The organism is Mesorhizobium sp. 131-3-5 (genome assembly GCF_016756575.1).
Lineage (GTDB): Bacteria > Pseudomonadota > Alphaproteobacteria > Rhizobiales > Rhizobiaceae > Mesorhizobium > Mesorhizobium jarvisii.
In genome coordinates, this window is record NZ_AP023254.1 from 1,128,186 (window position 1) to 1,150,086 (window position 21,901).

At 63.5% G+C, this 21,901-nt stretch carries 24 protein-coding genes and 1 tRNA gene; 12 read left to right on the top strand and 13 right to left on the bottom strand.

Translation table 11 applies throughout. The annotated features are described in order from the left end of the window. Positions 1-44 precede the first annotated feature (44 nt). Positions 45-812 (bottom strand): SDR family NAD(P)-dependent oxidoreductase, encoded by a 768-nt coding sequence (locus JG747_RS05460; RefSeq protein ID WP_019861926.1) that lies wholly within the window; start codon positions 810-812, stop codon positions 45-47. A 291-nt stretch (positions 813-1,103) separates the two neighbouring features. Here JG747_RS05460 and JG747_RS05465 point away from each other — a divergent pair, with 291 nt between their 5' ends. Both JG747_RS05465 and JG747_RS05470 read left to right on the top strand, forming a co-directional pair. Continuing rightward, positions 1,104-1,259 carry a hypothetical protein gene (locus tag JG747_RS05465; protein ID WP_019861925.1) on the top strand — a complete coding sequence of 52 codons (156 nt, stop codon included), beginning with the start codon at positions 1,104-1,106 and terminating at the stop codon, positions 1,257-1,259. Between the two features lie 137 nt (positions 1,260-1,396). Beyond that, on the top strand, positions 1,397-2,338 hold the full coding sequence (locus JG747_RS05470; RefSeq protein ID WP_202361322.1) for an LLM class flavin-dependent oxidoreductase: 942 nt from the start codon (positions 1,397-1,399) through the stop codon (positions 2,336-2,338). A 2-nt stretch (positions 2,339-2,340) separates the two neighbouring features. Here JG747_RS05470 and JG747_RS05475 read toward each other — a convergent pair whose 3' ends face one another. Next, a complete protein-coding gene (locus JG747_RS05475) occupies positions 2,341-3,024 on the bottom strand; it encodes a cysteine hydrolase family protein (protein ID WP_202361323.1) in 684 nt (227 codons plus the stop codon). 231 nt (positions 3,025-3,255) lie between these two features. Between JG747_RS05475 and exbB the strand changes: the two genes are divergently transcribed. The 3 genes from exbB to JG747_RS05490 are packed head-to-tail and all read left to right on the top strand — an operon-like array spanning position 3,256 to position 5,427. Then, positions 3,256-4,005, top strand: coding sequence for a tonB-system energizer ExbB (gene exbB, locus JG747_RS05480; RefSeq protein WP_202361324.1), 750 nt, complete (start codon positions 3,256-3,258; stop codon positions 4,003-4,005). Positions 4,006-4,012: 7 nt separating this feature from the next. Beyond that, positions 4,013-4,480 carry a TonB system transport protein ExbD gene (exbD, locus tag JG747_RS05485; RefSeq protein WP_202361325.1) on the top strand — a complete coding sequence of 156 codons (468 nt, stop codon included), beginning with the start codon at positions 4,013-4,015 and terminating at the stop codon, positions 4,478-4,480. Continuing rightward, positions 4,477-5,427 carry a TonB family protein gene (locus tag JG747_RS05490; RefSeq protein ID WP_064981383.1) on the top strand — a complete coding sequence of 317 codons (951 nt, stop codon included), beginning with the start codon at positions 4,477-4,479 and terminating at the stop codon, positions 5,425-5,427. Before exbD ends, JG747_RS05490 begins: the two co-directional genes overlap by 4 nt. 45 nt (positions 5,428-5,472) lie before the next feature. Here JG747_RS05490 and JG747_RS05495 read toward each other — a convergent pair whose 3' ends face one another. The 5 genes from JG747_RS05495 to JG747_RS05515 form a co-directional block, all read right to left on the bottom strand. Continuing rightward, positions 5,473-5,793 (bottom strand): hypothetical protein, encoded by a 321-nt coding sequence (locus tag JG747_RS05495; RefSeq protein WP_202361326.1) that lies wholly within the window; start codon positions 5,791-5,793, stop codon positions 5,473-5,475. Positions 5,794-5,899: 106 nt separating this feature from the next. After that, positions 5,900-6,145: a hypothetical protein gene (locus tag JG747_RS05500; RefSeq protein ID WP_019861913.1), complete on the bottom strand. Its 246-nt coding sequence runs from the start codon at positions 6,143-6,145 to the stop codon at positions 5,900-5,902. 66 nt (positions 6,146-6,211) lie between these two features. Beyond that, complete coding sequence (locus JG747_RS05505) at positions 6,212-7,270, bottom strand: SagB/ThcOx family dehydrogenase (protein WP_244748336.1); 1,059 nt, start codon at positions 7,268-7,270, stop codon at positions 6,212-6,214. A gap of 412 nt (positions 7,271-7,682) precedes the next feature. Continuing rightward, entirely contained in the window at positions 7,683-8,432 is a 750-nt protein-coding gene (locus JG747_RS05510; protein ID WP_202361328.1) for a helix-turn-helix domain-containing protein, read from the bottom strand. 328 nt (positions 8,433-8,760) lie between these two features. After that, a tRNA-Ala gene (locus tag JG747_RS05515) sits at positions 8,761-8,836 on the bottom strand. Positions 8,837-8,983: 147 nt separating this feature from the next. Here JG747_RS05515 and JG747_RS05520 point away from each other — a divergent pair. Both JG747_RS05520 and JG747_RS05525 read left to right on the top strand, forming a co-directional pair. After that, positions 8,984-9,274, top strand: a complete 291-nt coding sequence (locus tag JG747_RS05520; protein ID WP_027047523.1) for a YggT family protein — start codon at positions 8,984-8,986, stop codon at positions 9,272-9,274. Positions 9,275-9,287: 13 nt separating this feature from the next. Beyond that, on the top strand, positions 9,288-9,599 hold the full coding sequence (locus tag JG747_RS05525) for a DUF167 domain-containing protein (protein ID WP_064981375.1): 312 nt from the start codon (positions 9,288-9,290) through the stop codon (positions 9,597-9,599). A gap of 201 nt (positions 9,600-9,800) precedes the next feature. Here the strand turns inward: JG747_RS05525 and JG747_RS05530 are convergent, their stop codons facing one another. From JG747_RS05530 to JG747_RS05540, 3 genes are read right to left on the bottom strand one after another with little or no spacing between them, the layout of a single operon-like run. After that, complete coding sequence (locus JG747_RS05530; RefSeq protein ID WP_019861906.1) at positions 9,801-10,682, bottom strand: MurR/RpiR family transcriptional regulator; 882 nt, start codon at positions 10,680-10,682, stop codon at positions 9,801-9,803. A 42-nt stretch (positions 10,683-10,724) separates the two neighbouring features. Further along, a complete protein-coding gene (locus tag JG747_RS05535) occupies positions 10,725-11,792 on the bottom strand; it encodes an ABC transporter ATP-binding protein (RefSeq protein WP_202361329.1) in 1,068 nt (355 codons plus the stop codon). A gap of 2 nt (positions 11,793-11,794) precedes the next feature. Further along, the gene (locus JG747_RS05540) at positions 11,795-12,565 is read right to left on the bottom strand and encodes an SDR family oxidoreductase (RefSeq protein ID WP_202361330.1); all 771 of its coding nucleotides are present in this window, start codon (positions 12,563-12,565) and stop codon (positions 11,795-11,797) included. A 181-nt stretch (positions 12,566-12,746) separates the two neighbouring features. Here JG747_RS05540 and JG747_RS05545 point away from each other — a divergent pair, with 181 nt between their 5' ends. The 5 genes from JG747_RS05545 (at position 12,747) to JG747_RS05565 (ending at position 18,505) form a co-directional block, all read left to right on the top strand. Further along, positions 12,747-13,979, top strand: a complete 1,233-nt coding sequence (locus tag JG747_RS05545) for an ABC transporter substrate-binding protein (RefSeq protein WP_019861903.1) — start codon at positions 12,747-12,749, stop codon at positions 13,977-13,979. Between the two features lie 97 nt (positions 13,980-14,076). Beyond that, entirely contained in the window at positions 14,077-14,946 is an 870-nt protein-coding gene (locus tag JG747_RS05550; protein WP_010912213.1) for a carbohydrate ABC transporter permease, read from the top strand. Beyond that, a complete protein-coding gene (locus tag JG747_RS05555) occupies positions 14,943-15,782 on the top strand; it encodes a carbohydrate ABC transporter permease (protein WP_019861901.1) in 840 nt (279 codons plus the stop codon). The genes JG747_RS05550 and JG747_RS05555 overlap by 4 nt, the downstream gene beginning before the upstream one ends. 20 nt (positions 15,783-15,802) lie before the next feature. Beyond that, on the top strand, positions 15,803-17,329 hold the full coding sequence (locus JG747_RS05560; RefSeq protein ID WP_202361331.1) for a M81 family metallopeptidase: 1,527 nt from the start codon (positions 15,803-15,805) through the stop codon (positions 17,327-17,329). Positions 17,330-17,569: 240 nt separating this feature from the next. Then, complete coding sequence (locus tag JG747_RS05565; protein ID WP_010910050.1) at positions 17,570-18,505, top strand: IS110 family transposase; 936 nt, start codon at positions 17,570-17,572, stop codon at positions 18,503-18,505. An 81-nt stretch (positions 18,506-18,586) separates the two neighbouring features. Here the strand turns inward: JG747_RS05565 and JG747_RS05570 are convergent, their stop codons facing one another. The 3 genes from JG747_RS05570 to JG747_RS05580 all read right to left on the bottom strand — a co-directional run bounded on the left by JG747_RS05570 (position 18,587) and on the right by JG747_RS05580 (position 21,807). Then, complete coding sequence (locus tag JG747_RS05570; protein WP_202361332.1) at positions 18,587-20,641, bottom strand: M3 family metallopeptidase; 2,055 nt, start codon at positions 20,639-20,641, stop codon at positions 18,587-18,589. A 90-nt stretch (positions 20,642-20,731) separates the two neighbouring features. Continuing rightward, positions 20,732-21,166: a hypothetical protein gene (locus JG747_RS05575; protein WP_069090448.1), complete on the bottom strand. Its 435-nt coding sequence runs from the start codon at positions 21,164-21,166 to the stop codon at positions 20,732-20,734. Then, positions 21,163-21,807 (bottom strand): carbonic anhydrase, encoded by a 645-nt coding sequence (locus tag JG747_RS05580; protein WP_010912207.1) that lies wholly within the window; start codon positions 21,805-21,807, stop codon positions 21,163-21,165. Before JG747_RS05580 ends, JG747_RS05575 begins: the two co-directional genes overlap by 4 nt. Positions 21,808-21,901 lie beyond the last annotated feature (94 nt).

The following is a 21,901-nucleotide window of genomic DNA, read 5'->3' on the forward strand; positions in this document are numbered from 1 at the left end:
TCTCCCCCACTCGCGTGGGGCGAGGAACCTAGATTCTGAAAGCCTCACATCGCCGTAAAACCATTGTCCACGAACAGATGCGCGCCGTTGACGAAGCTCGACTCGTCGCTGGCCAAATACAGTGCGGCCTTCGCCACCTCCTCCGGCTCACCGATGCGCCCCTGCTGCGCCGCCAGCGCCGCATCCGAAACATCGACGCCGAGCTTGCCGAGGTCGGCGACCTCGCGCAGGCCGTGCGGCGTCCTGATAAAGCCGGGGCAGACGGCATTGCAGCGGATGTTGCGGTCGCGGAACTCCACCGCGATGGCGCGCGCGAACATGTGGCAGGCGCCCTTGGTGGTGTCGTAGAGCACCTCCATCGGTGTGGCCGCTACCGCCGAGATCGACGAGGTGCAGACGATCGAGCCGCCGCCCGCCGCGATCATGCCGGGCAGCACGGCACGCGTCATCAGGAACATCGAACGCACATTGACGGCATGCAGCCAGTCCCATTCCTGCACGGTCGTCTCCAGGAACGGCTTTATCACGATGGTGCCGGCGTGATTGAACAGCACCGTAACCGGCCCGAGTTTTTCGGTCGCGCCCTTCACCGCCGCCTGAACCTGCGCCTCGTCGGACACATCGGCGACAAAATGCTCGGCGACATGGCCGCGCGCACGGATCGCCGCTGCCGTTGCGGCCGCTGCCTCGCCGTTGCGATCGATGATCGCGACCTTGGCGCCTTCGGCCGCGAACAACTCAGAAGCCGCGCCGCCCATTCCCGTCGCGCCGCCCGAAATGATGGCAACCTTGCCGGTTAGTCTTTCGCCCATTTTTTGTTCCCCTGTTCGACCCAGCTCGCATTTGTTTGTCGCGCGATGCTACCGCGCCCGCACAAGGCGGCCAATGGACGAATTGGGTGCAGCGCGAACAAGGCCATAGGTCCATTCGGACGCGTCCAGAGCAAGGCTCATGCCTGCCGATCAATCGCGCCGGCAAGCGATCCCAGCAACTCACAACCAACTTAACCCCTGGGGAGAGAAAAATATTCTGCCTACAGCCCAAAAATAGCAATCGACAAAGTCTACAAGTTTTATAGATTAACCGGCGAGACGGAGGTCGATATGTCCTATATCCAGAACGCTCAGACTGACAGCACCGGCCAGAGGCTGGCCAATGCCCAGACCTTTCGCCCGGCCTATGCCGGAGCTTTCGCCTATCTCGTCTTTGCCCTTGCGTTTGTGTTCACCGGGGCCGTCGTTCTGGGCCTTATTCCCTAGGGCACCGGATCGACAGGGGCCAGCCGCCCCGCTGTATCAGGCAATCGGAGTTGAATGAACCGGATCCCGGTGCGTTTGCGCGCGGCCGCGATTCGAATTTCAGCGCATCCATGATTCCAGCGATGGGGGAGATGACAATGCCGATCGAATTCACCCATGTCCCCGGCAAGGCCGCCGACGCCGCCATTCCGTTTTTCTATGATTTTGCCGAGACGGCGACCAAGCTCGGACTGATCGAGGATGGCGGCTTTCAGAAGATCGTCGTCGACGATTCGGCCGGGCTGCTGACCAATATGGATCTTGCCGCTCAGGTCCTCGACCGCACCGCCTCGCTCGAGGTCGTGCTGACCCACTGGGCAGGTGTCGTCGAGCCGACCGTGGCGGCGCGCCAATTGGCATCGATGGATCGAAAAAGCGGCGGTCGGCTGGCGCTCCGGATGATCAGCGAGCCGTTGAACGATGACGATGCCGAGTCGCGGCCGGCCGGGCATGGCGTCATCTGGCAGCGCATCGACGAATATCTCGTGCTTTTGAAACGGCTGTGGTCGAACGACCGGCCCTTCGATCATGAAGGCGCCTTCTACAGCATCAAGGGCGGCTACGTGCCGCGCAAAGGGCCGCACGGCGCCGACCTGACCATCCGCATGGGCGGGCAATCGGGAACGGCGCTGAAAGTGGCCGGCCGGCATGCCGATGTCTTCGAACTGGCGCCGGGCTCGATCGACGATGTCAGGCAGTTGATGGAGCGGGTGCGTGGCGCTGCCGCCGAACATGGCCGGGTCGGCAAGCTGCGCTTCGCGCTTCCGGTGCGGATCCACCAGGGCGCTTCCGCTACCGGCCACAAGGCGGTCGACCTGTCCGGGCCGCCCGCCCAGGTCGCGTTGTCGCTGCTGGCCTATGCCGGGCTCGGGATCGATGAGTTCATGATCGTCGGCGTCGACACGCCGCGCGAGATCGCGACGGCCGGCCGGGAAACGATCGCGCTGCTGCGCAACTCGCTGGCGCGCCGCGAACATGATGTTTTCCAGCCGGGGGCCTACGCGCCTCGCACGGGGCTGGAGACGCTTGCAGCACGGTGACGTCAATCGTCTGCGTGATGCCTGTTGCCAAGCCGCGACAGGCCATCGATGACGGCGGCTGAATCGGCCAGGACGCCGAACACGCCGTCCTCGACCGTCACCATGTGAAGCGCCGCCTCGTGAGCTCTCTGGTCGCCACTGGCGCAGGCATCGGAGATCGTCAGGCACTGAAGGTTGCGGTCGCAGGCCTCGCGCAGCGTGGTGTGCACGCAGACGTCGGTCGTGCAGCCGGAAAACATCAGGTGCGAGATGCCTTGCGCGCGCAGCACAAGCTCGAAATCCGTATAGGTGAAGGCGCTGTTGCAGGTCTTGTCGACGATGATGTCCTGCGGCGCGACATCGATCTCCGGAACGATCTGGAACCCCGCGCCCGAGCGCAGCAAGACGTCGGTGCCGTCGAGACCGGAGCGCTTGCGGCGCCATTTCTCATAGGGCGTCATGTCGGCCATGTCGGCGCGATAGCCCTGCCTGGTGTGGATGACCGTGACGCCGGCTTTGCGCGCGGCTGATATCAGCCGGTTCACCGTGGGCAGGATCGCCCGCAGCGGCGAAGGGTCATATCCTTTTCTGGCGAAATAGCCCGTGGTCGACAGGAAATCCTGCTGCAGGTCGATGACGACAAGTGCCGTGTTTTTGGCCACCAGCCTGCCGTCATACGGGAAGTCGAAGGGCGTTGCCTTGATCATCCGAGGGTGTCTCCTTGCCTATCGCGAGAGCCATCCTGACTGGCGAAGCTCAAGTCGTCCACTCAGGCCGCGGCTCTGACGCGAAGAAGCAGGATGTTGCGGGCATCGCGCTGCCGCTGGCGAACGTCATAGGCTGTCCCGGCGAATTGTTGACTGTTGCAGTCATCTTCAATGTTGACTTGCATAGTCATGTTTTATAATCAACCCAGACATCGGACTGCCGAGGCCAGAATGGGAAATCGGCGACCGCGTTGGAGAAAGCCAATGGAGCTGAACCTGCCGCACGATCTGTCGCCATGGGGCATGTTCATGGCCGCCGACATCATCGTGAAGGCGGTGATGATCGGATTGGCCTTCGCTTCTTTAGTCACCTGGACGATATGGCTGGCCAAATCGTTGGAGATTCTTGGCGGCAAACTGCGTATCCGCCGCGCCGTCCGCGCGATCGGTGATGCCGCGACGCTGAAGCAGGCGAGCCGCGCGCTCGACCGCAGTGGCGGCCCCGGCACGCTTCTGGTCAAGGCAGCGGAAGAAGAGACCGCGCTCTCGGCCGGCGCGCTCGACCATGCCGGCGGCGACGGGCTGAAGGAAAGGGTCGCCTCGCGCCTGTCGCGCATCGAGGCGGCGGCGTCGCGGCGCATGTCGCGCGGCACAGGCGTGCTGGCGACGATCGGGTCAACGGCGCCCTTCGTCGGCCTGTTCGGCACCGTCTGGGGCATCATGAACGCCTTCATCGGCATTTCGCAGGCGCAGACCACCAATCTGGCAGTGGTCGCGCCGGGCATCGCCGAAGCGCTGCTAGCCACGGCGATGGGCCTCGTCGCGGCAATTCCGGCAGTGGTGATCTACAATGTCTTCGCCCGCTCGATAGCCGGCTACCGGCAGATCCTCGCCGACGCCTCGGCGGGCGTCGAGAGGCTGGTCAGCCGCGACCTGGACTTCCGCACGGTCGCGCCGGCGACGGCGCCGACGGCGGAGTAGCGACGCCATGGGAAGCAGAATCCGCCAGACCCTGGACGACGATCTCGAGGAGAGCCACGAGATCAACGTCACGCCCTTCATCGACGTCATCCTGGTGCTGCTGATCATCTTCATGGTCGCCGCCCCGCTGGCGACGGTGGACGTCAATGTCGACCTGCCGGGCTCGACGGCGATGCCCGCGCCGCGACCCGAAACGCCGTTGTTCCTGACCTTGAAGGATGATCTTACGCTGGCTATCGACAACGACAGCGTGCCGCGCCCGGCCTTCGCGGCCACGTTGGACAGCAGGACCAGGGGCGACAAGCAGACGCGCATCTTCCTGCGCGCCGACAAGGCGGTCGCCTATGGCGACCTGATGGAGACCATGAACCTGCTGCGCGGCGCCGGCTATCTGAGGATCGCCCTGGTCGGCCTGGAGACGGCGCCCGCGACCAATGCGCCGGCACCCGCTCCCGCGGGAACGGCCGCGCCATGACGCAGGCGGCGGCCCCGCCCACGACTTACCTGTCGCGCTTCGGCTGGCGCGATCTTGGCTTGTGGACGGGTGCGGCGGTGCTGGTGCTTGGCGCCCATGTCGCAGTCGCCTATGCGGTGCAGAGCTTCAGTCCGATCGAGACGGATGGCGGGCCGCTGCGGGCTCCGATGATCGAAATGGTGCCGATGACGGTGATGCCGGCCGTGCCCGAACAGGCGGCGATGCTTGAAGCAGCGATGCCCGACCAGGCCGAACCAGTCGAGGAGGCCGAGAGGGTCGCCGAAGCCGAGCCCGAGAAGATGACCGAACAGACCGAGCCGACAGCCGAGCAACCGGAAATGGCGCCGCCCGACGAGACCGAGCTGACCACGACAGCCGAGCCCGAACCGGCCGATCAGCCGCCGTCGGACGAGGTCATTCCCGATGTCGTCGAGGCCGTCACGCCCGAGGTCGTCGTTCCGTTGCCGCAGCCGAAGCCGGTCGAAGAAGCCAAGGAAAAGAAGCTGGTCCAGGCCAAGGCGAAAAACCCGGCTGAGAAACCCAAGCCGCGGCCAAGGAAGGAAAAGGCCGAGCCGGCAAGGACGGTTGCCACCGCAAGCGCGCAGACAAGGCCGGCGGCAAGGGCGGCCGCGCCGAAAGCGGCGGCAGGGTTCTCGGGCATAAGCCCGGCCAAGTGGGAATCCCGGCTGGCGGCATGGATCAATCGGCACAAGCGTTATCCAAGTGCTGCGAAATCCAGGGGAGCGCAGGGCAATGTGAACGTGGCCTTCGCGGTGGACGCATCCGGCAGGGTGGTGTCGGCGCGCGTGGCGCGTTCTTCGGGCGATCCCGACCTCGACCGCGCCGCGCTCGCCGTGCTGCAGGGCGCAACGGTGCCGGCACCGCCGCCGGAGCTCGGTTCCCGCGTCAGCCGCACGGCGCCGTTCGTGTTCAATTTGCGGGATTAGAGCAGAGGCCCGACCCGTGCTGTCCGATCTTTGTGAGGACCGCAGTCAATGGCTCATCGACTGGCACAGCGCTTCGACCTGATCCAGGTAGAAGCGGCATTTCGTGCGCAGTGTCCTGAGGTTCGGATCGTCGGCGCCGTTGATCTCGATGGTCTGCATCATGAAGTCGAAATGGGCGTGGAAGGCGTCCGCCGCGCCCCACAGGCTGTCTGCCTGCCAGGTGTCGGCCATCGCCAGGGAAATCAGTTGCCGGGCCTCGGCGCGTGCGGCATCCGGCGATGCCGGCCGACTGGCGATCAGGGTCTGGAGCCGGCCGAAGATGCTGTTCCTGGCGTCGGCGCTCCTGATGGGTGCGATCATGTTCATTGGCGGGTCCCCCTCGAATCTCTATGCATGAAGTCCATTTGCGGGCCGCGGGCGATCAAGGCGGGGATCGCAGCGCCGGCGCGCACACGGCTGCGTGTTGCATCCGCTACGCTCTCCTTTGCTGAGCGTGGTTGTCCTTCGGCTTGGTATGCATCGGGTTGCCGCTGAGCTGCGCATGCCTTGCCGGCTGCGCGCCGCGCAGGACGTCGAAGGCCTCGGCATAGGCCATGCCGAGCAGGTAGGAGATCATGGGAAAACGGCTTGCTTCGGCCATCTGCACGAGCTCATTGCTCATTGTCGCGATATATTGAAGGCTATCGATCTCTGACTGACGTAGGGACTGATTGGCCACGTGCTTCTCCTGTCATCGGATGGAACTCAGGGAACGCGTATTGGCTACACGGACATACTAAGACGGCTAATTAACGGACTGACCCACCGAATGCGGGTTTGGTTCCGGGGTCGAAAGGGTCAACGCATAGATGGGTGCATCGGTGAGACGGTCGAGGCCGAGAAGACGCTTGATCGCCGAATGGCTGAGCGCTGCCGTGGGGCAGGCCGACAGACCATGCCTGGTCGCCGCCAGCATCATGTTCTGGCCGATATGGCCCGCCTCGATCAGCACGACGCGGTAGGCGTTGGCATCCTCATATTTCCACATGGTGCGGTCGAGCCTGGCGCAAAGCAGGATCAGGCAAGGCATGGCATCAGCCCATTCCTGACCGCCGACCAGTTCGGAAATCTTCGGCAGATGGTTGGCCGAGATCCTGCCGAGGTCGTGATCGGCGGCGGAATAGTGGTAGACGCCGGGCTCCAGGCCCTCGACGCCAAGCGCAACCACATAGGCCTCATAAGGGTTGCGTGCGCCGCCCGAAGGGGTCATGCCCAGCGGCAGGGGGCCGACGCAGTTGCTGGTCTCGCCGGTAATGCCCATGCCCGCGAACAGGCAGTCGGAAAGCTGCCGCGCGGTGATGGTGGGGGCGGCCGCGGTGCGGTTGGTGCGGCGCCGCGCCATCAGGGTCAGGAGTTCGTTGTCGTCGAGTGCGTTCGGCAGCCGAATGGCGCCGGCGGCATTCTTGAGCATGAGGTCGGGCTGTGCGACATGGCCGGCGCGTTCGATCTGGCGGGCCTCGGCATGCTCAATGGTCATGAACTCCGAGTCCTGGACGCAGAAGTGCATCAGCGCGGTCGGGATGCCCCAGTTCCACTGTCCGGAGAATCTTGTTTCCTGTTCGGCCAGCGGTGAGCCGGCGGTGACCAGGGCGGAAAAATCGAGCAATTGCGGGACGACGGCGCTCAGGTCGGACGTCGACCATCCGTGAGCGCGCGAGATTTCCGCGGGAGAGGCCCATTCGTCCCAGGATGCGAGGAGACCGATCACCTCGGGGCTGCATTCGAAGACGCTTCGGGTCAGGAAATTGCAGGCCGTGACCTTGTTGGTCCCGGGATAGAGGACGAGCGTTTTTGAAGAGCGCATTTTCATGATGCTGAATGCCGTTTTGTGAATGCGAGGCGCCGACAGGCGAACCGCCCATCGGCGCCGAACGGCTTCAGCGCTTGTTGTAGTGCATGCCCTGCGAGAAGAAGACGGTCTGCGTGCCCGCGGCGACCGTCAGCTTCGGGGCATTGTTCACTTTCTTGGCCATTTTTGTCCCTTTCCCGACCCCCAATGGGATCTGTTGAAAGACCCCGGCAGCGGGATCCGCGTGAAGAAAGGTAAGGTCGAAAGAGTTAATGGTTTGTTAAAATTGTAGTAAAGGCAGTGTTATCTAAAATATCTTTCTTGGCGATAAAGTCTAAAATATCGATTTTGCTCAGATATGGAGTAGGCAATCGTCACCATACGCTTTTTCGGGATATCCTTATTCTTATTTAGCGTAACCTGGCGACTAAGCCAGTCCGTCCCGGGCGAGGCTGGCGACGAGTTGATCGATGCCGGGATCGTCGAGCCTGACGACATGCGCCATGCGGACCGCATGCCGTGGCCGGATGCCGGACATATCCTGCCGCATGATGACCGATACGAATGCCGGCCCGGCCTCTGTCAGAAGCATGGCCTTGCCCGTCAGCACCGGTTCGGAGATGGGAGCCCACTGCACGGAAATCAGCGACGGTTCGCCGGTCTGGCGACGGTTGACGCCGCTGAAATAGATCCAGTTCAGGCGCGAGATGGCCACGCCATAGTGGTTGCCGCGCGCCCGCGCCCATGTCGAGCCACGGCGCTCCGACCACCCGGTGACCCTGCGGAATGTGACCAGTTCGGCCTCGCGACGCACGAAGGTCACCGACCGCATCAGGAGGTCGGGACGGGCGGGGATGGAAAAGTAGGTGAAATAGGTACCGCCCGCGATCGACGGGGCGGGCGGGCGGATCATCTGGTTGAACAGACTTTCGGAAATCGGCGGCAGACCGGGAGCCCTGTGCTCGGGGGTACCAGGGTCCTGGTAGAGTTCGGCCTCGTCGATGCGGAAGTAGTCGCAGATCAGCTTGGCGGTGGCTTTGTTTGGAACGGTCTGCCCTTGCAGGTATCGCTCAAACTGCGTGCGGTTGATGCCCAACTCACGGCATACCGCGCTAACGGAGGCATGGTCCTTGCAGAGTCGTCGGAGATTTGCAGCGAGGTTCTCGCGAATGGACACGTCTTTGCTTTCGCAGGCGAATTCTTCATTTCAAACTCGGAATCCCTGTAGCGCCTTCGGTCGCCCCCGCCGAAACGCCTTGTCACAACACACAGAAAAAACCGATTTGAGAACGCCACTCTAATGGGGCGGCTTCCAAAAAAAATAGCGGCGATCCGGCAACGGCCATCGCCATAAGTCCAATTGACAATTGCCTAGCCCCGGAGGTCGCGAAATTGCGTGCGGCTTTCTTTGGGGTGGAATTGGCACGCAGCGCCGCATGACGAGGCCTGGGACGACCATTCGCCCTGGCGGCGCGGCGGAAAAAGCAGAAAACCAATTATTCCGCTGGTGGAGCTGAGGAGGATCGAACTCCTGACCTCGTCATTGCGAACGACGCGCTCTCCCAGCTGAGCTACAGCCCCGTCCAACGGATGGCGCATTTATCTGGCACGGCGGATTTCTGTCAAGGCGGGGTTTTGCCGAAAATCCCTGTTGCCTGATGCTTCGGTTGCCGGCCCTTGCCGGTTTGGCGTGCAATGGCTACATGTCGGCAACAATTGGAGACCGGCATGCTCGCCCTCATTCAAACCATCGTCATGGCGCTTGACCTCTACTGGTGGATCATCATCGCCTCGGCGATCTTTTCCTGGCTCTATGCCTTCAACGTCGTCAATTCGCGCAACCAGTTCGTCGGCAGCATCGGCAACATGCTCTACCGGCTGACCGAGCCGGCGCTGCGGCCGATCCGCCGCTTCATGCCGGACCTTGGCGGCATCGACATCTCGCCGATCATCCTGCTCTTGATCCTGTTCTTCGTCAGGCAGTTCATTCTCACCACGGTAGCACCGCTGGTGCTTTGAGCCCGACGATCGCATGAGCGCGCCGTTCCGCATCCGTGAGAACGGCATCGACCTGTTCGTGCGGCTGACACCAAAATCTTCCATGGACAGGTTGGAAGGCGTCGAAACGGCGGCGGACGGGCGAAGCCATTTGAAGGCGCGGGTCCGCGCCGTGCCGGAAAACGGCGCCGCCAATCACGCGCTGGAGAGACTGGTCGCCAAGACGCTGGGCGTGCCGGCATCGGCCGTTTCGGTTGTCGCTGGCGGCACGAGCCGGCTGAAGACTGTGCGCATCGTGGGTGATCCGGAGGCGCTGGCGCAGCGCGTTGAGGCGCTCGGCCTATAGAGCCTAGTTCTGCTAGGCGGTGCCCCCTCATCCGGCCGCTTCGCGGCCACCTTCTCCCCCCAGGGGAGACGAGGAAAGCGCCGGCGGTGGCTACCTCCTCTCCGCTTGGGGAGAGGTCGGATTGCCCCGAATTGTCTTTTGCAATTCGGTTGGCAATCCCGGTGAGGGGCTTCGCCCGGCGCGATCAACCCGGGGACGCCTTCAATCCCCCAATGGCAGCCTTGGATCGTCGACCTTCAGCGTGTTCACGCTCTGCTTGATGCGGCGCAAATTCTCCAGCACTTTCGGACCGCGCGTCTCGGCAACCGATGTCACGATCATGTCGACGATCGCCAGCAGCGCATAGCGTGACGATGTCGGCTTGTAGATGTTGCCGTCCTCGAGCGGCTGCAAATGGATGACCGTGTCGGCGGCCTTGGCCAGCGCCGAATCGGGCGCGGTGATGGCGACCGTGGTGGCGCCATATTGCTGGGCGACCTGCACCGCCTCGATGACCGAGCGCGCATAGCCGGACACCGAAAAAGCGACCAGTGTGGTTTCCGGCGTGGCTACGGCGGCGTACATGCGCTGCAACTGCCCATCGATCTGCGCCAGCACCGGCAGGCCAAGCCGGAACAGCCGATTCTGCATCTCGGTCGCCATCATCGAGGAGATGCCGCCAGAGCCGATGCACAGCACATTGCCTGACGTCGCAAGCCGCTCGGCGACGGCGACCAGCGTCGTCATGTCCAGGTTCTCGCTGGCGCGCTGGATGGCCGAGATCGCCGCTTCGGTGATGGCCGAGGCGATGCGCTGCTCACGCGCGTCGCGGCTCAACGGTTCGGGCGACAGATACTGGCCGCCAATGGCGATGGCCTGCGCCAGGTAGAATTTGAAGTCGCGCAGGCCCTCGCAGCCGAGATTGCGGCAAAAGCGCGTCACCGTCGGTTCGCTGACGCCAACGCGCGCGGCGATCTCGGAGATGGCCGCCTTGGAAGCGAAATCGAGATCGGACAGCACAAGGCCGGCCAGCCGGCGATCCGACTTGGTGCCGTCCTGCGACATCAGCTGCAGCCGCGTGATGATGTCGGCCGGCGTCTTCATGTCTGTTGTTTCGTCTTCATGCCGTTGCCCTCGGGGCAGGCCTTATAGCGGCAGGCCCGTCGCCTTGTCGAACAGATGGATGTTGGCGGGATCGACCGAGACCGGCAGCAGGTCACCCGGCTTGACCGGCACCCTGTCGCGGAACACGGCGCGCACAGTATCGGTGCCGATGGCGCCATAGACATGGGTCTCGGAGCCTGTCGGCTCGACGACATCCACCTTGAGCGCCATGGCATCGGCGGCCTCACCGATGATGAAGTGCTCGGGCCGGATGCCGGCCTCCACCGCATTGCCAGCCGGTGCCGCCTTGCCGGCAAGCGCAAGCCGTCCGCCGCCGGCCGATTCGAACCAGCTTTTCTCGGGCGTCGCCTTGAGGGCGCCGGAGACAAAGCTCATCGACGGCGAGCCAAGAAAGCCGGCGACGAACTTGTTGGCCGGCCGGTCATAGAGTTCGAGCGGGGCGCCGACCTGCTGGATCCGGCCGCGGTCCATCACGACGATGCGGTCGGCCATGGTCATGGCTTCGATCTGGTCGTGGGTGACATAAACGATGGTCGATTTCAGCCGCTGGTGCAGCGCCTTGATCTCGGTGCGCATCTGGACGCGCAACTGCGCGTCGAGATTGCTGAGCGGCTCGTCGAACAGGAACACCGAGGGTTCGCGCACGATGGCGCGGCCCATGGCGACACGCTGACGCTGGCCGCCCGAGAGCTGGCGGGGGTAGCGGTCGAGATAGGAGAAGAGGTTGAGCACCCCGGAGGCCTTCTTGACCTTGTCGTCGATGGCGGCACGGCTCTCGCCACGGATCTTCGGGCCGAAGCCGATATTGTCGGAGGCCTTCAAATGCGGGAACAGCGCATAGGACTGGAACACCATGGCGATGTTGCGCTGCTGCGGCGGCAGATCGTTGGCGCGCGTGCCGCCGATCATGAGGTCGCCGGAACTGATCGTCTCCAGGCCGGCCAGCATGCGCAGCAAGGTCGACTTGCCGCAGCCGGACGGGCCGACCAGCACCACGAACTCGCCGCTCCTGATGTCGAGGTTGATGTCCTCAAGGATCTTGTGCTGGCCAAAGGATTTCGACAGGTTGCGAAACAGGACGTCGGTCATGGTCACGCTCCCAATATGTCGTCGATGAATGGCAGGCAGCCGGCGGTCAGTCCGGCATCCACGGGCATCACCACGCCTGTTACGCCCGATGCGCGGTCCGAGGCAAGGAAAGCCACGGCTTCAGCCACTTCCGCGGCGTTGACGATGCGGCCGAGCGGGTAGAGGCGCTTGAGCTTGCCCAGGATTTCCGGGTCCTTGGCCAGCCGATGGTCCCAGGCGGCGGTGCGGATCGATCCGGGACAGACGACATTGGCGCGCACGCCGCTGCGGCCGAGTTCGACGGCGATCGATTTGGCATAGGCGTTGATGCCGGCCTTGGCCGCGGCGTAGGCCGGATTGCCGAAATGCGCGATGGCGTTGACGGAGGAGATGAAGACGACGCTGCCTGACCTGCGCGCCGCCATTGCCTTGACGATAGGGTCGGCGAAAGTCATCACCCCGGTCAGATTGAGGTCGAGCTCGTGCTCGATCCTGTCGGCATCGAGCGCGGAAATCGTCTCGGCGCGCGTCCAGCCGGCATTGTTGATCAGGATGTCGGGCACGCCGTCAATATCCAGCACGGCGGCGATCCCCGCCTCGATCGAAGCCCGGTCGAGAAGGTTGAAGACATGGCGCGAGGCAAGGTGCGGGCTTGCCAGCGCCTCCTGCGACTGGTCGCAGCCAACCACCCGGGCGCCCCTTCCGGCCAGCAATGCGACGATCGCCGAGCCAAGGCCGCCGCCGGCACCGGTGACGACGACAGTGCGGCCTTCGAATTCGGCTTTCGAAACCACGGCGCTTGCTCCTCCCGCAGGTCAGGCAGATGTCGGCAGGCTACCGAAAGGAATGTAATTAAGCAACATGATAATCCGCTTGCATGCCGTGAATTCCTCGATAATGTAGGAAAGTCACATAAATCTTGTGCCTGGTATCGGCACAAGGAGCGCAAATGCGCGGAACAATGGGAGAGATCAGATGAGCCTTGCCAAATGGACTGTCGGCCTGATGGCCGGAATGAGCATGCTGGCCTTCGCGGCGCAGGCGAATGCGGGTGAAGTACGCGTAACCGTCGCCGAATACAGCGCCAAGACCGGTCCGTATTTCGAAGAGGTCAAGAAGGAGTTCGAGGCCAAGAACCCCGGCATCACCATAAAGTTCGAGGTCGTGCCGTGGGATGTGCTGCTGCAGAAGCTGACCACGGACATCACCGCCGGCACCAATGCGGATCTGTCGATCATCGGCACGCGCTGGCTGATCGACTTCGTCCAGCAGGGCGTCGCCGAACCGCTAGACAGCTACATCACGCCAGACTTCAAGGGCCGCTTCATCGACACCTTCCTGTCGCCCTCGATCATGGACGGCAAGACCTACGGCTTGCCGATCGCCGCTTCGGCGCGCGCGATGTATTACAACAAGGAACTGTTCGAGAAAGCCGGCATCGCCAAGCCGCCGGCGACCTGGACCGAGCTGCAGGACGATGCCCGCAAGATCAAGGCGCTTGGATCCGGCGCCTTCGGGTTCGGCCTGCAGGGCAAGGAGATCGAGACCGACGTCTATTACTACTATGCGATGTGGTCGCAAGGCTCGGAAATCCTCAACAAGGACGGCACGTCGGGCCTCGGCACGCCGGGCGCGCTCGAAGCCGCCAAGCTCTACAAGTCGATGATCGACGAGGGGCTGACCGAACCAGGTGTGACCTCCAACAACCGGGAGGACGTGCAGAACCTGTTCAAGCAGGGCAAGGTCGGCATGATGATCACCGCGCCCTTCCTGTCCAACCAGATCAAGGACGAGGCGCCGAAGCTCAAATACGGCGTCGCCGCCATTCCGGCCGGCCCGACCGGGGCGCGCGGTACCTATGGCGTCACCGATTCCATGATCATGTTCAAGAACTCCAAGAACAAGGATGAGGCCTGGAAGCTGATGGACTTCCTGTTCACCACGGAACAGCGCGCCAAGTTCACGCAAGGCGAAGGCTTCCTGCCGGTGAACAAGGAAGAGGCCAAGATGGATTATTACGTCAACAACGCCGATCTGGCCGCCTTCACCGCGCTGCTGCCCGACGCCCGCTTCGCGCCGGTCATCCCGGGCTGGGAAGAGGTTGCCCAGATCACTTCGGATGCCATGCAGAAGATCTATCTCGGCGGCGACCCGGAGGCAGGTTTGAAGGACGCGGCGGCGAAGGCCAACGCGGTGCTGAAGAAATAGGGCGTATCTCCCTGCGCCCCGTGGCGCGCCCCAGACTCAGGCGGGGCGCGCCACATCTTGCAGATGCGAATTTTGGATTCGCCAGCCAGGCCAGCCGATGCAAAATCGTTTCCTGCCCTATCTCCTGACCTTGCCCAGCCTGTTCCTGGCGGCGGTCGTCATCTTCTGGCCGGTCTGGGACCTGATCCAGATATCGACGCATGACGTCAATCGCTTCGGCCAGTTGCGCGAGTTCAGCGGCCTTGCCAATTTCGCGTCGCTTGCCGCCGATCCCGATTTCGTCGCGGCACTCTGGCGCACCGGTGTGTGGACCGTGCTGGTGGTCGGCGGTGCGCTGCTTTTGTCGGTGCCGGTGGCGATGATCCTCAACACCGATTTCTATGGCCGCGGCCTTGCCCGCGTCATCATCATGCTGCCCTGGGCGGTGTCGCTGACCATGACGGCGGTGGTCTGGCGCTGGGCGCTCAGCGGCGAAAGCGGCATGCTGAATTCGGCGCTGCTTGGCCTTGGCCTGATCGACCACAACATCCAGTGGCTGGCCAGCGCCGAGACGGCGTTCCCGATGCAGGTGCTGATCGGCATATTGGTGACGGTGCCGTTCACCACAACGATCTTCCTCGGCGGCCTGTCGTCGATCCCGGACGATCTCTACGAGGCGGCGGCGCTCGAGGGCGCCACACCGCTGCAGCAGTTCCGCGAGATCACCTTTCCGCTGCTGAAGCCGTTCATCAACATCGCCATCGTGCTCAACACCATCTACGTCTTCAACTCCTTCCCGATCATCTGGGTGATGACACAGGGCGGGCCGGCCAACTCGACCGACATCCTGGTCACCCACCTCTACAAGCTCGCCTTCCGGATCGGCAAACTGGGCGAGGCCTCGGCGGTGTCGCTGGTCATGTTCGCCATATTGCTGGTCTTCACCATGATCTATGTGCGGTTGGCGATGCGGGAGCAGCGCGCATGACAAACAAGCTCATGACGAGCAAGCTCAAACGCACCGTCATCGCCTGGCTGCTTTTGGCGCCGCTGATCGTGGTGACGATCTTTCCCTTCGCGGTGATGTTCCTCACCGCGGTCAAGCCGCGCCAGGAGGTGCTGTCGCCGACATGGTGGCCGAGCGAGTTCCGCTGGTCGAATTTTGCCGACATGTGGGTAGCGACCGGCTTCGGCCAGGCGCTGGCCAATTCGCTCTATGTCTCGGTCATCGCCACGGTCGGCGCCATCCTCATCTCCGTTCCCGCGGCCTACGCGATGTCGCGCTTTCGCTTTGCCGGCTACGGCGCCTTCCGCCAGTTCCTGCTGATCTCGCAGATGATCTCGCCGATCGTGCTGGTGCTCGGCCTGTTCCGGCTGATGGCCGCATGGGGGCTGGTGGAATCGACGACGGCGCTCGGCTTCATCTACATGGCCTTCAACGTCGCCTTCACCGTCTGGATGCTGCAGAGCTATTTCGACACCATTCCGCGCGACCTCGAAGAGGCCGCCTGGATGGAAGGCGCCGGCCGCTGGCTGACCTTGCGCAAAGTGTTCCTGCCGCTCTGCCTGCCGGCCATCGCGGTCACCGCCATCTTCACCTTCATCAATGCCTGGAACGAGTTCGTCGTGGCGCTGACCATGCTGCGCAGCCAGGAGAGCTACACCCTGCCGATCCAGGTCTTTTCTCTCGTCGCCGGTCGCTACACGATCGAGTGGCATCACGTCATGGCGGCGACACTGCTGGCGACATTGCCGGTGGCGATCCTGTTCATCTGGCTGCAGCGCTACCTCGTCCGGGGCCTGGCGCTCGGGGCCGTCAAATAGCCTGATATCGCGGAGCTTACATGCGCATCTTCACCGCCTCGCTGGCGACGGAAACCAACACCTTTTCGCCGGTGCCGACAGACCGGGCCTCGTTCGAGATGGCCTTCTATGCCGGACCGGGCAAGCATCCGGAAACGCCGACGCTGTGCTCTTCGCCGATCGTCGCCTTGCGCCGGCGCGCGGCCAAGGAAGGGCTGACCGTGATCGAAGGCACCGCGACCTGGGCCGAGCCCGGCGGCCTGGTGCAGCGGCAGACCTTCGAGGCGCTGCGCGAAGAGATCCTCGACCAGTTGAAGGCGGCACTGCCGGTCGACGCGGTCATTCTCGGGCTGCACGGCGCCATGGTGGCGCAAGGCTATGACGATTGCGAAGGCGACCTGCTGGAACGTGTGCGCGGGATTGTCGGGCCTGACGTGGTGATCGCCTCGGAATTCGATCCGCACAGCCACCTGACGCCCAAGCGCGTGGCGGCGTCCGATATCATGGCCTATTTCCTCGAATTCCCTCACACCGATTTCTACGAGCGCGGCGAACATGTTGTCGAGCTTGGGCTGGCGGCCGCGCGCGGTGAGATCAAGCCTGTCATCTCGACGTTCGACTGCAGGATGATCCAGGTGCTGCCGACCAGCCGCGAGCCGATGCGCTCCTTCGTCGACCGCATCAAGGCGTTGCACGGCAAGGACGGCGTGCTGTCGGTTTCCGTCATCCACGGCTTCATGGCCGCCGACGTGCCGGAAATGGGCACGCGCATCCTTGTCGTCACGGACAATGACAAGGCCAGGGGCGACGCGCTGGCGGAGAGGCTGGGACGCGAGCTCTACGAACTGCGCGAAAAGACGGCGATGACGATGCTCGATACCGCCGACGGTATCGACCGGGCGCTGGCGGTGCGTGCAGAGAACCCCGGCAAGCCGGTGGTCATCGCCGACATCTGGGACAATCCCGGCGGCGGCGTTCCCGGCGACGGCACCTTCGTGCTGCGCCAGATGCTGGGGCGTGGCCTCGACAAATTCGGCGTGGCGACGATCTGGGACCCGATCGCGGTGACCTTCTGCCTGGCGGCCGGCGAGGGCGCGGTCATCGACCTGCGTTTCGGCGGCAAGGCCGGGCCGCAGGCGGGTGAGCCGATCGACGCCCGCGTCAAGGTGCTGAAGGCCGTCGCCGAGGGCTGGCAGAGTTTCGGGCCGAGCCGGGTGACGCTCGGGCCGACCGCGCTGGTGCGCATCGAAGGCACCGAGGTCGACATCATCCTCAACATCAACCGCACGCAAACTTTCGAGCCGGACATTTTCTCCAATATCGGCGTCGATCCGCTGGCCAAGGATATGCTGCTGATCAAGTCGACCAATCATTTCTACGCCGGCTTCGAGCCGATCGCCGCGGAGATCATCTACGTCACGGCGCCGAGTTCATATCCCAGCAATCCGGCGGTGACGGATTACAAGAAGCTGAGGCGGCCGGTGTGGCCTAGGGTGGCCGATCCGTGGAGGGATGAGGCTCCCCCTTCTCCCTTTGTGGGAGAAGGTGTCGCCGAAGGCGACGGATGAGGGGTGTTCCAGGGAACGCCAACGTCTCACTCCGCTGGAACACCCCTTGTATCTGCACGGAGGAGACTTTGTGCGATGGAAGCGACTGAGCCTCGAACCGGACGGCCATCCGATTCGAGGCTTGGCGAAGTCGCCCGACACCCCTGCGGCTACAACCGTGGATGAGCCTGGGATCTTCGTCTTCGTCACGCACGACCGAATAGTCGCTTGGCTCCAATCGCACGCACAAGGCAGGTTACCGTGAACACGACCCTCTGTGGAATAGATATTTCGAAAGACTGGCTCGACGCTCATATCGAGCCGATGGGAGCGGCAAACCGCTTCGCCAACGATGCGGCAGGCATCGCCGATCTGGCCGCCTGGTGTCAGAACCATGATGTCGAACTCGTCATCATGGAGGCCAGTGGCGGCTACGAACGGCTGGCCTTCCTGCTCTTGTGGGAGATGGGCCAACCCTGCGGCATGGCCAACGCGAGGAGCGTTCGCTACTTCGCCGAGGCAATGGGTTTCCTGGAGAAGACCGACAGAATCGATGCCGCCGTGATTGCCCGTTATGGTGCCGTCAAGCGGCTCAAGCCGACGCCGCCGCCGAGCGCGGCCCAGCAGCGGCTCAAGGCGCTGGTTGCGCGGCTTTCCCAGGTGGGAGGAGATCTCACCATTCAAAAGCAGCGCAAGAGCACCGCCGACGCCGAAACTATCGCCAGCCTCGATGAAGTGATCGCGCTGCTTGCGCGCCAGAGCCGCAGGCTCGAAGGTGAGATCGCCACGCTCATCGATGACGATCCGCTGTGGGCATGCCTCGACCGAGCCTTCCGCTCGCTCAAGGGTGTTGCCTCTCGCACCGTGGCGCGGCTGATGGCGCAGTTGCCGGAGATCGGCATCCTCTCCAACAAGGCCATCGCCAAGTTGGCCGGCCTGGCGCCGATCGCCAATGACAGTGGCAAGCGCAGCGGTCGAAGACCAGTGCGCGGCGGTCGGGCAGGGCCGCGCGGCGTCCTCTTTCTCGTTGCCAGCATCGTTGCCAAATATGATCCGCATCTGGCAGCTTTCAAGCAACGGTTGCAGACTGCCGGAAAGGAGAAAATGGTCATCCGCATTGCGCTCGCCCGCAAGCTGCTCGTCATTCTCAATGCAAAAGCACGCGACGCGCGTAACGAATTCGCAAATGCAACTTGACACCTCAGATAGTCGCTCATCCGTCTCGGCGCTACGCGCCGATCCACCTTCTCCCATAGGGGGAGAAGGAAAAAGCCGGCGCTACACCAGCCCGCGCTTCACCATCATCGCTTCCGGCGAAGGCATCTTGCCGCGAAACGCCGTGTACAGCTCTTCCGGATCCTTCGAGCCGCCGGCGGCGTAGATGTTCTTGCGCAGCCTTTCGGCCAGTGCCGGGTTGAAGGGATCGCCGGTTTCCTCGAAGGCGGCGAAGGCATCGGCGTCCAGCACTTCCGACCACATGTAGGAATAGTAGCCGGCCGAATAGCCGTCGCCCGAGAAGACATGGCCGAAATGCGGGGTGCGGTGGCGCATCGCGATAGTGTCGGGCATGTCGAGTTTTTCCAACGTTTCGGCTTCGAAACGAAGCGGCTCGGCCGGAGCATCGGGCCGAGCGTGATAGGCCATGTCCATCAAGGCGGAAGACGTGAATTCCACCGTGGCGAAGCCGGCGCCGAAGGTTCGTGTGGCCAGCATCTTGTCGAGCAGCGCCTTCGGCATCGGCTTGCCGGTCTTGACGTGCAGGGCGTGCTTTTCAAGCACCGCCGGCACCGTCAGCCAATGCTCGTAGAGCTGCGAAGGCAGTTCGACGAAATCGCGGCTGACCGAAGTGCCCGCAACTGACGGCCAGGTGACGTCGGTCAGCATGCCGTGCAGCGCGTGGCCGAATTCGTGGAACAGCGTCTTCGCCTCGTCGACCGACAGCAGGGCCGGCTCGCCTGCCGGCGGCTTGGCGAAGTTCATGATGTTGTAGATCACCGGCTTCGAGCCGTGGCCGAGGCTATAGCCGGACTTCAGTGCGCTCATCCAGGCGCCGGAACGCTTCGAGGGCCGCGCGAAATAATCGGCGAGGAACAGTGCGCGCTCGCTGCCATCGGCGTTTTTCACCACGAAGACGCGTGCGTCGGGGTGCCAGGCGGCGATGCCCTTTTTCTCCTCGAAGGTGATGCCGAACAGTTTGGTCGCGACGTCGAAGCAGGCGTCGATCACCCGGTCGAGCTGCAGATAGGGTTTCAGCTCCGCCTCATCGAAGGCGAATTTTTCCGCGCGCAGCTTCTCCTGGTAGAAGCGCCAGTCCCAGGCGGCGAATTTCTCGTTGCTGCCGGCTTGCGCCGCCAGGCGCTCCAGTTCCTTCTGGTCGGCGGCGGCCTTTTCCAGCGCCTTTTCCCAGACCGGATCGAGCAGGTCGTGCACCGCCTTCGGCGTCTTGGCCATGGTGTCGTCGAGCTTCAGCGCGGCGAAGGAGGCGTAGCCGAGCAGCCTGGCCTTTTCGGCGCGCAGCTTCAGCATGTCGCGCACCACTTCGGTGTTGTCGCTGGCGCCGCCATTCTGGCCGCGCATGGTGAAGGCTTTGAAGGCGATCTCGCGCAGGTCGCGGCGTTCCGAGAAGGTCGTGAACGGCTCGTAGATCGAGCGCGACAAAGTGACGGCGTAACGCCCCTTCTGGCCGCGCATCTCGGCCGCCTCGGCCATCGAACCTTTCAGGAAATCCGGCAGACCGGCAAGGTCAGCCTCGTCAAGAAACAGCGCCCAGTCGCGCTCGTCGGCCAGCACGTTCTGGCCGAAAGCCGTACCGAGCGAAGACAGCTCCTCATTGATCCTGGCAAGCCGCTTCTTGCCTTCGGCATCGAGCTTGGCGCCGGAGCGGACGAAACCCTTCCAGGTCTTCTCCAGCACCCGCAGGGTCTCGGCGTCGAGGCCGAGGTGCTCGCGGCGCTGGTAGAGGTCGTCGATGCGGGCAAACAGCTTCTCGTTCATCGAGATCGCCGAAAAATGCCTGGACATCTTCGGCGAGATGTCGCGCTCCAGCGCCTGGATCGTCTCGTTGGTGTAGGCGCCGGCGCGGCACCAGAAGATCGACGAGACATGATCGAGTGCCTCGCCGCCAAGTTCCAGCGCGGCAAGCGTGTTCTCGATGGTCGGCGCGTCCTTGTTGCCGGCCATCGCATCGATCTCCGCCTCATGCGCCTTCAACGCCGCGTCGAAGACCGGGGAAAAATCGCCGTCACTGATATGGGCAAAATCGGGCAGGCCGAGCGGCCCCTGCCACGCGGTCAGCGGATGGGCGGCGAGGTCGACGGTTTTCGTGGAGGGCATGAAGGGTCCTTCGCTGGCGTCAAGGAGGAGGGTGTCACCGATGTAGGACGCGGTCCGCGTGCCCGCAATATGGCAGTTGGCCGACCCGCCTCAATAGGCTTCGCAGTTTTCGGCGATGGCCGCCTGCGAGCTGGCGGTGATGCGGTTGTCGGTCACCGCGAAGGTTTCCTGCATCAGCATGTCATTGTCGGGGAAGTCGTAGCAGGCGATCACCGTGGTGATGCCGTCCTCGCTCTTCTCGATGCGGTGGCGGATCGCGGCACCGGCAACCGCGCCTTTCCATTCGTCGAGCGCGGCGATGAATTCCTGCTTGCTCTGGACGACGCCGAGGTCTTCGAGCTTGATGCGGACGTCGTCGGCAAGCAGGTCGGCGAGTTCGGTGCGGTCGGCGACCAGCAGCGCCGAATACCAGCGGCTGATGATGGCGCCGTCATCGGCGCGCGCGGCAACGATCGCTATCAGCAGGGCGGCGGCGGTGAAGACGACCGGCCGGACGTTCCTCACCGGGCGCGCCTTACCGTTCATTCCAGCACCGGCCGCTCGAAATCGCCGGTCTCCTTGTTCATCACCCAGAGCTCACCGGTCGAAATGTCGAACCAAGCCCCGTGCAGCGACAGCCGCCCCTTGCCCTCGAGGATCGAGACACAGGGAAAGGTCCGGAGGTTGGCGATGGAATAGCGGATCGAGATGCGTTCAAGCGCTGTCTGGCGCTCGGCCGCCGTCATGAAGGTGCTGGAAGAGACCGTTTCGGCGGCGGGCGCGATCAGGCTCATCCATTTGCCGATGAAATCGCCGGGTGACAGCGGCGCGGCATTGGGGTCGAGCGCGGCGCGGATGCCGCCGCAGCGGCCATGGCCCATGACGACGATGTTCTTGACCTTGAGGCTCTGCACCGCGAATTCGAGCGCCGCCGAGGTCGAATGGAACTCGCCGTCCGGTTCGTAGGGCGGCACCAGATTGCCGACATTGCGCAGCACGAAGAGTTCGCCCGGCCCCGCGTCGAAGATCGCTTCGGGGGCCGCGCGCGAGTCGCAGCAGGCGACGATCATCGTTTCCGGGGCCTGCCCCTCGCGGGCGAGCTCGCGATAGCGGCCGCTCTCGGTGAGATAGCGGCCATTCATGAAATTGCGATAGCCGGCGAGGAGGTGATCGGGAAGATGAGGCATGGGCGGCTAAGGCCTTTCCGGGGTTGGAGGCGGCAGCTCGTTGCGGTCGAGAAAGCCTCTAACGGTAAAAGCCTGTCACGAGCAATGCAGAATT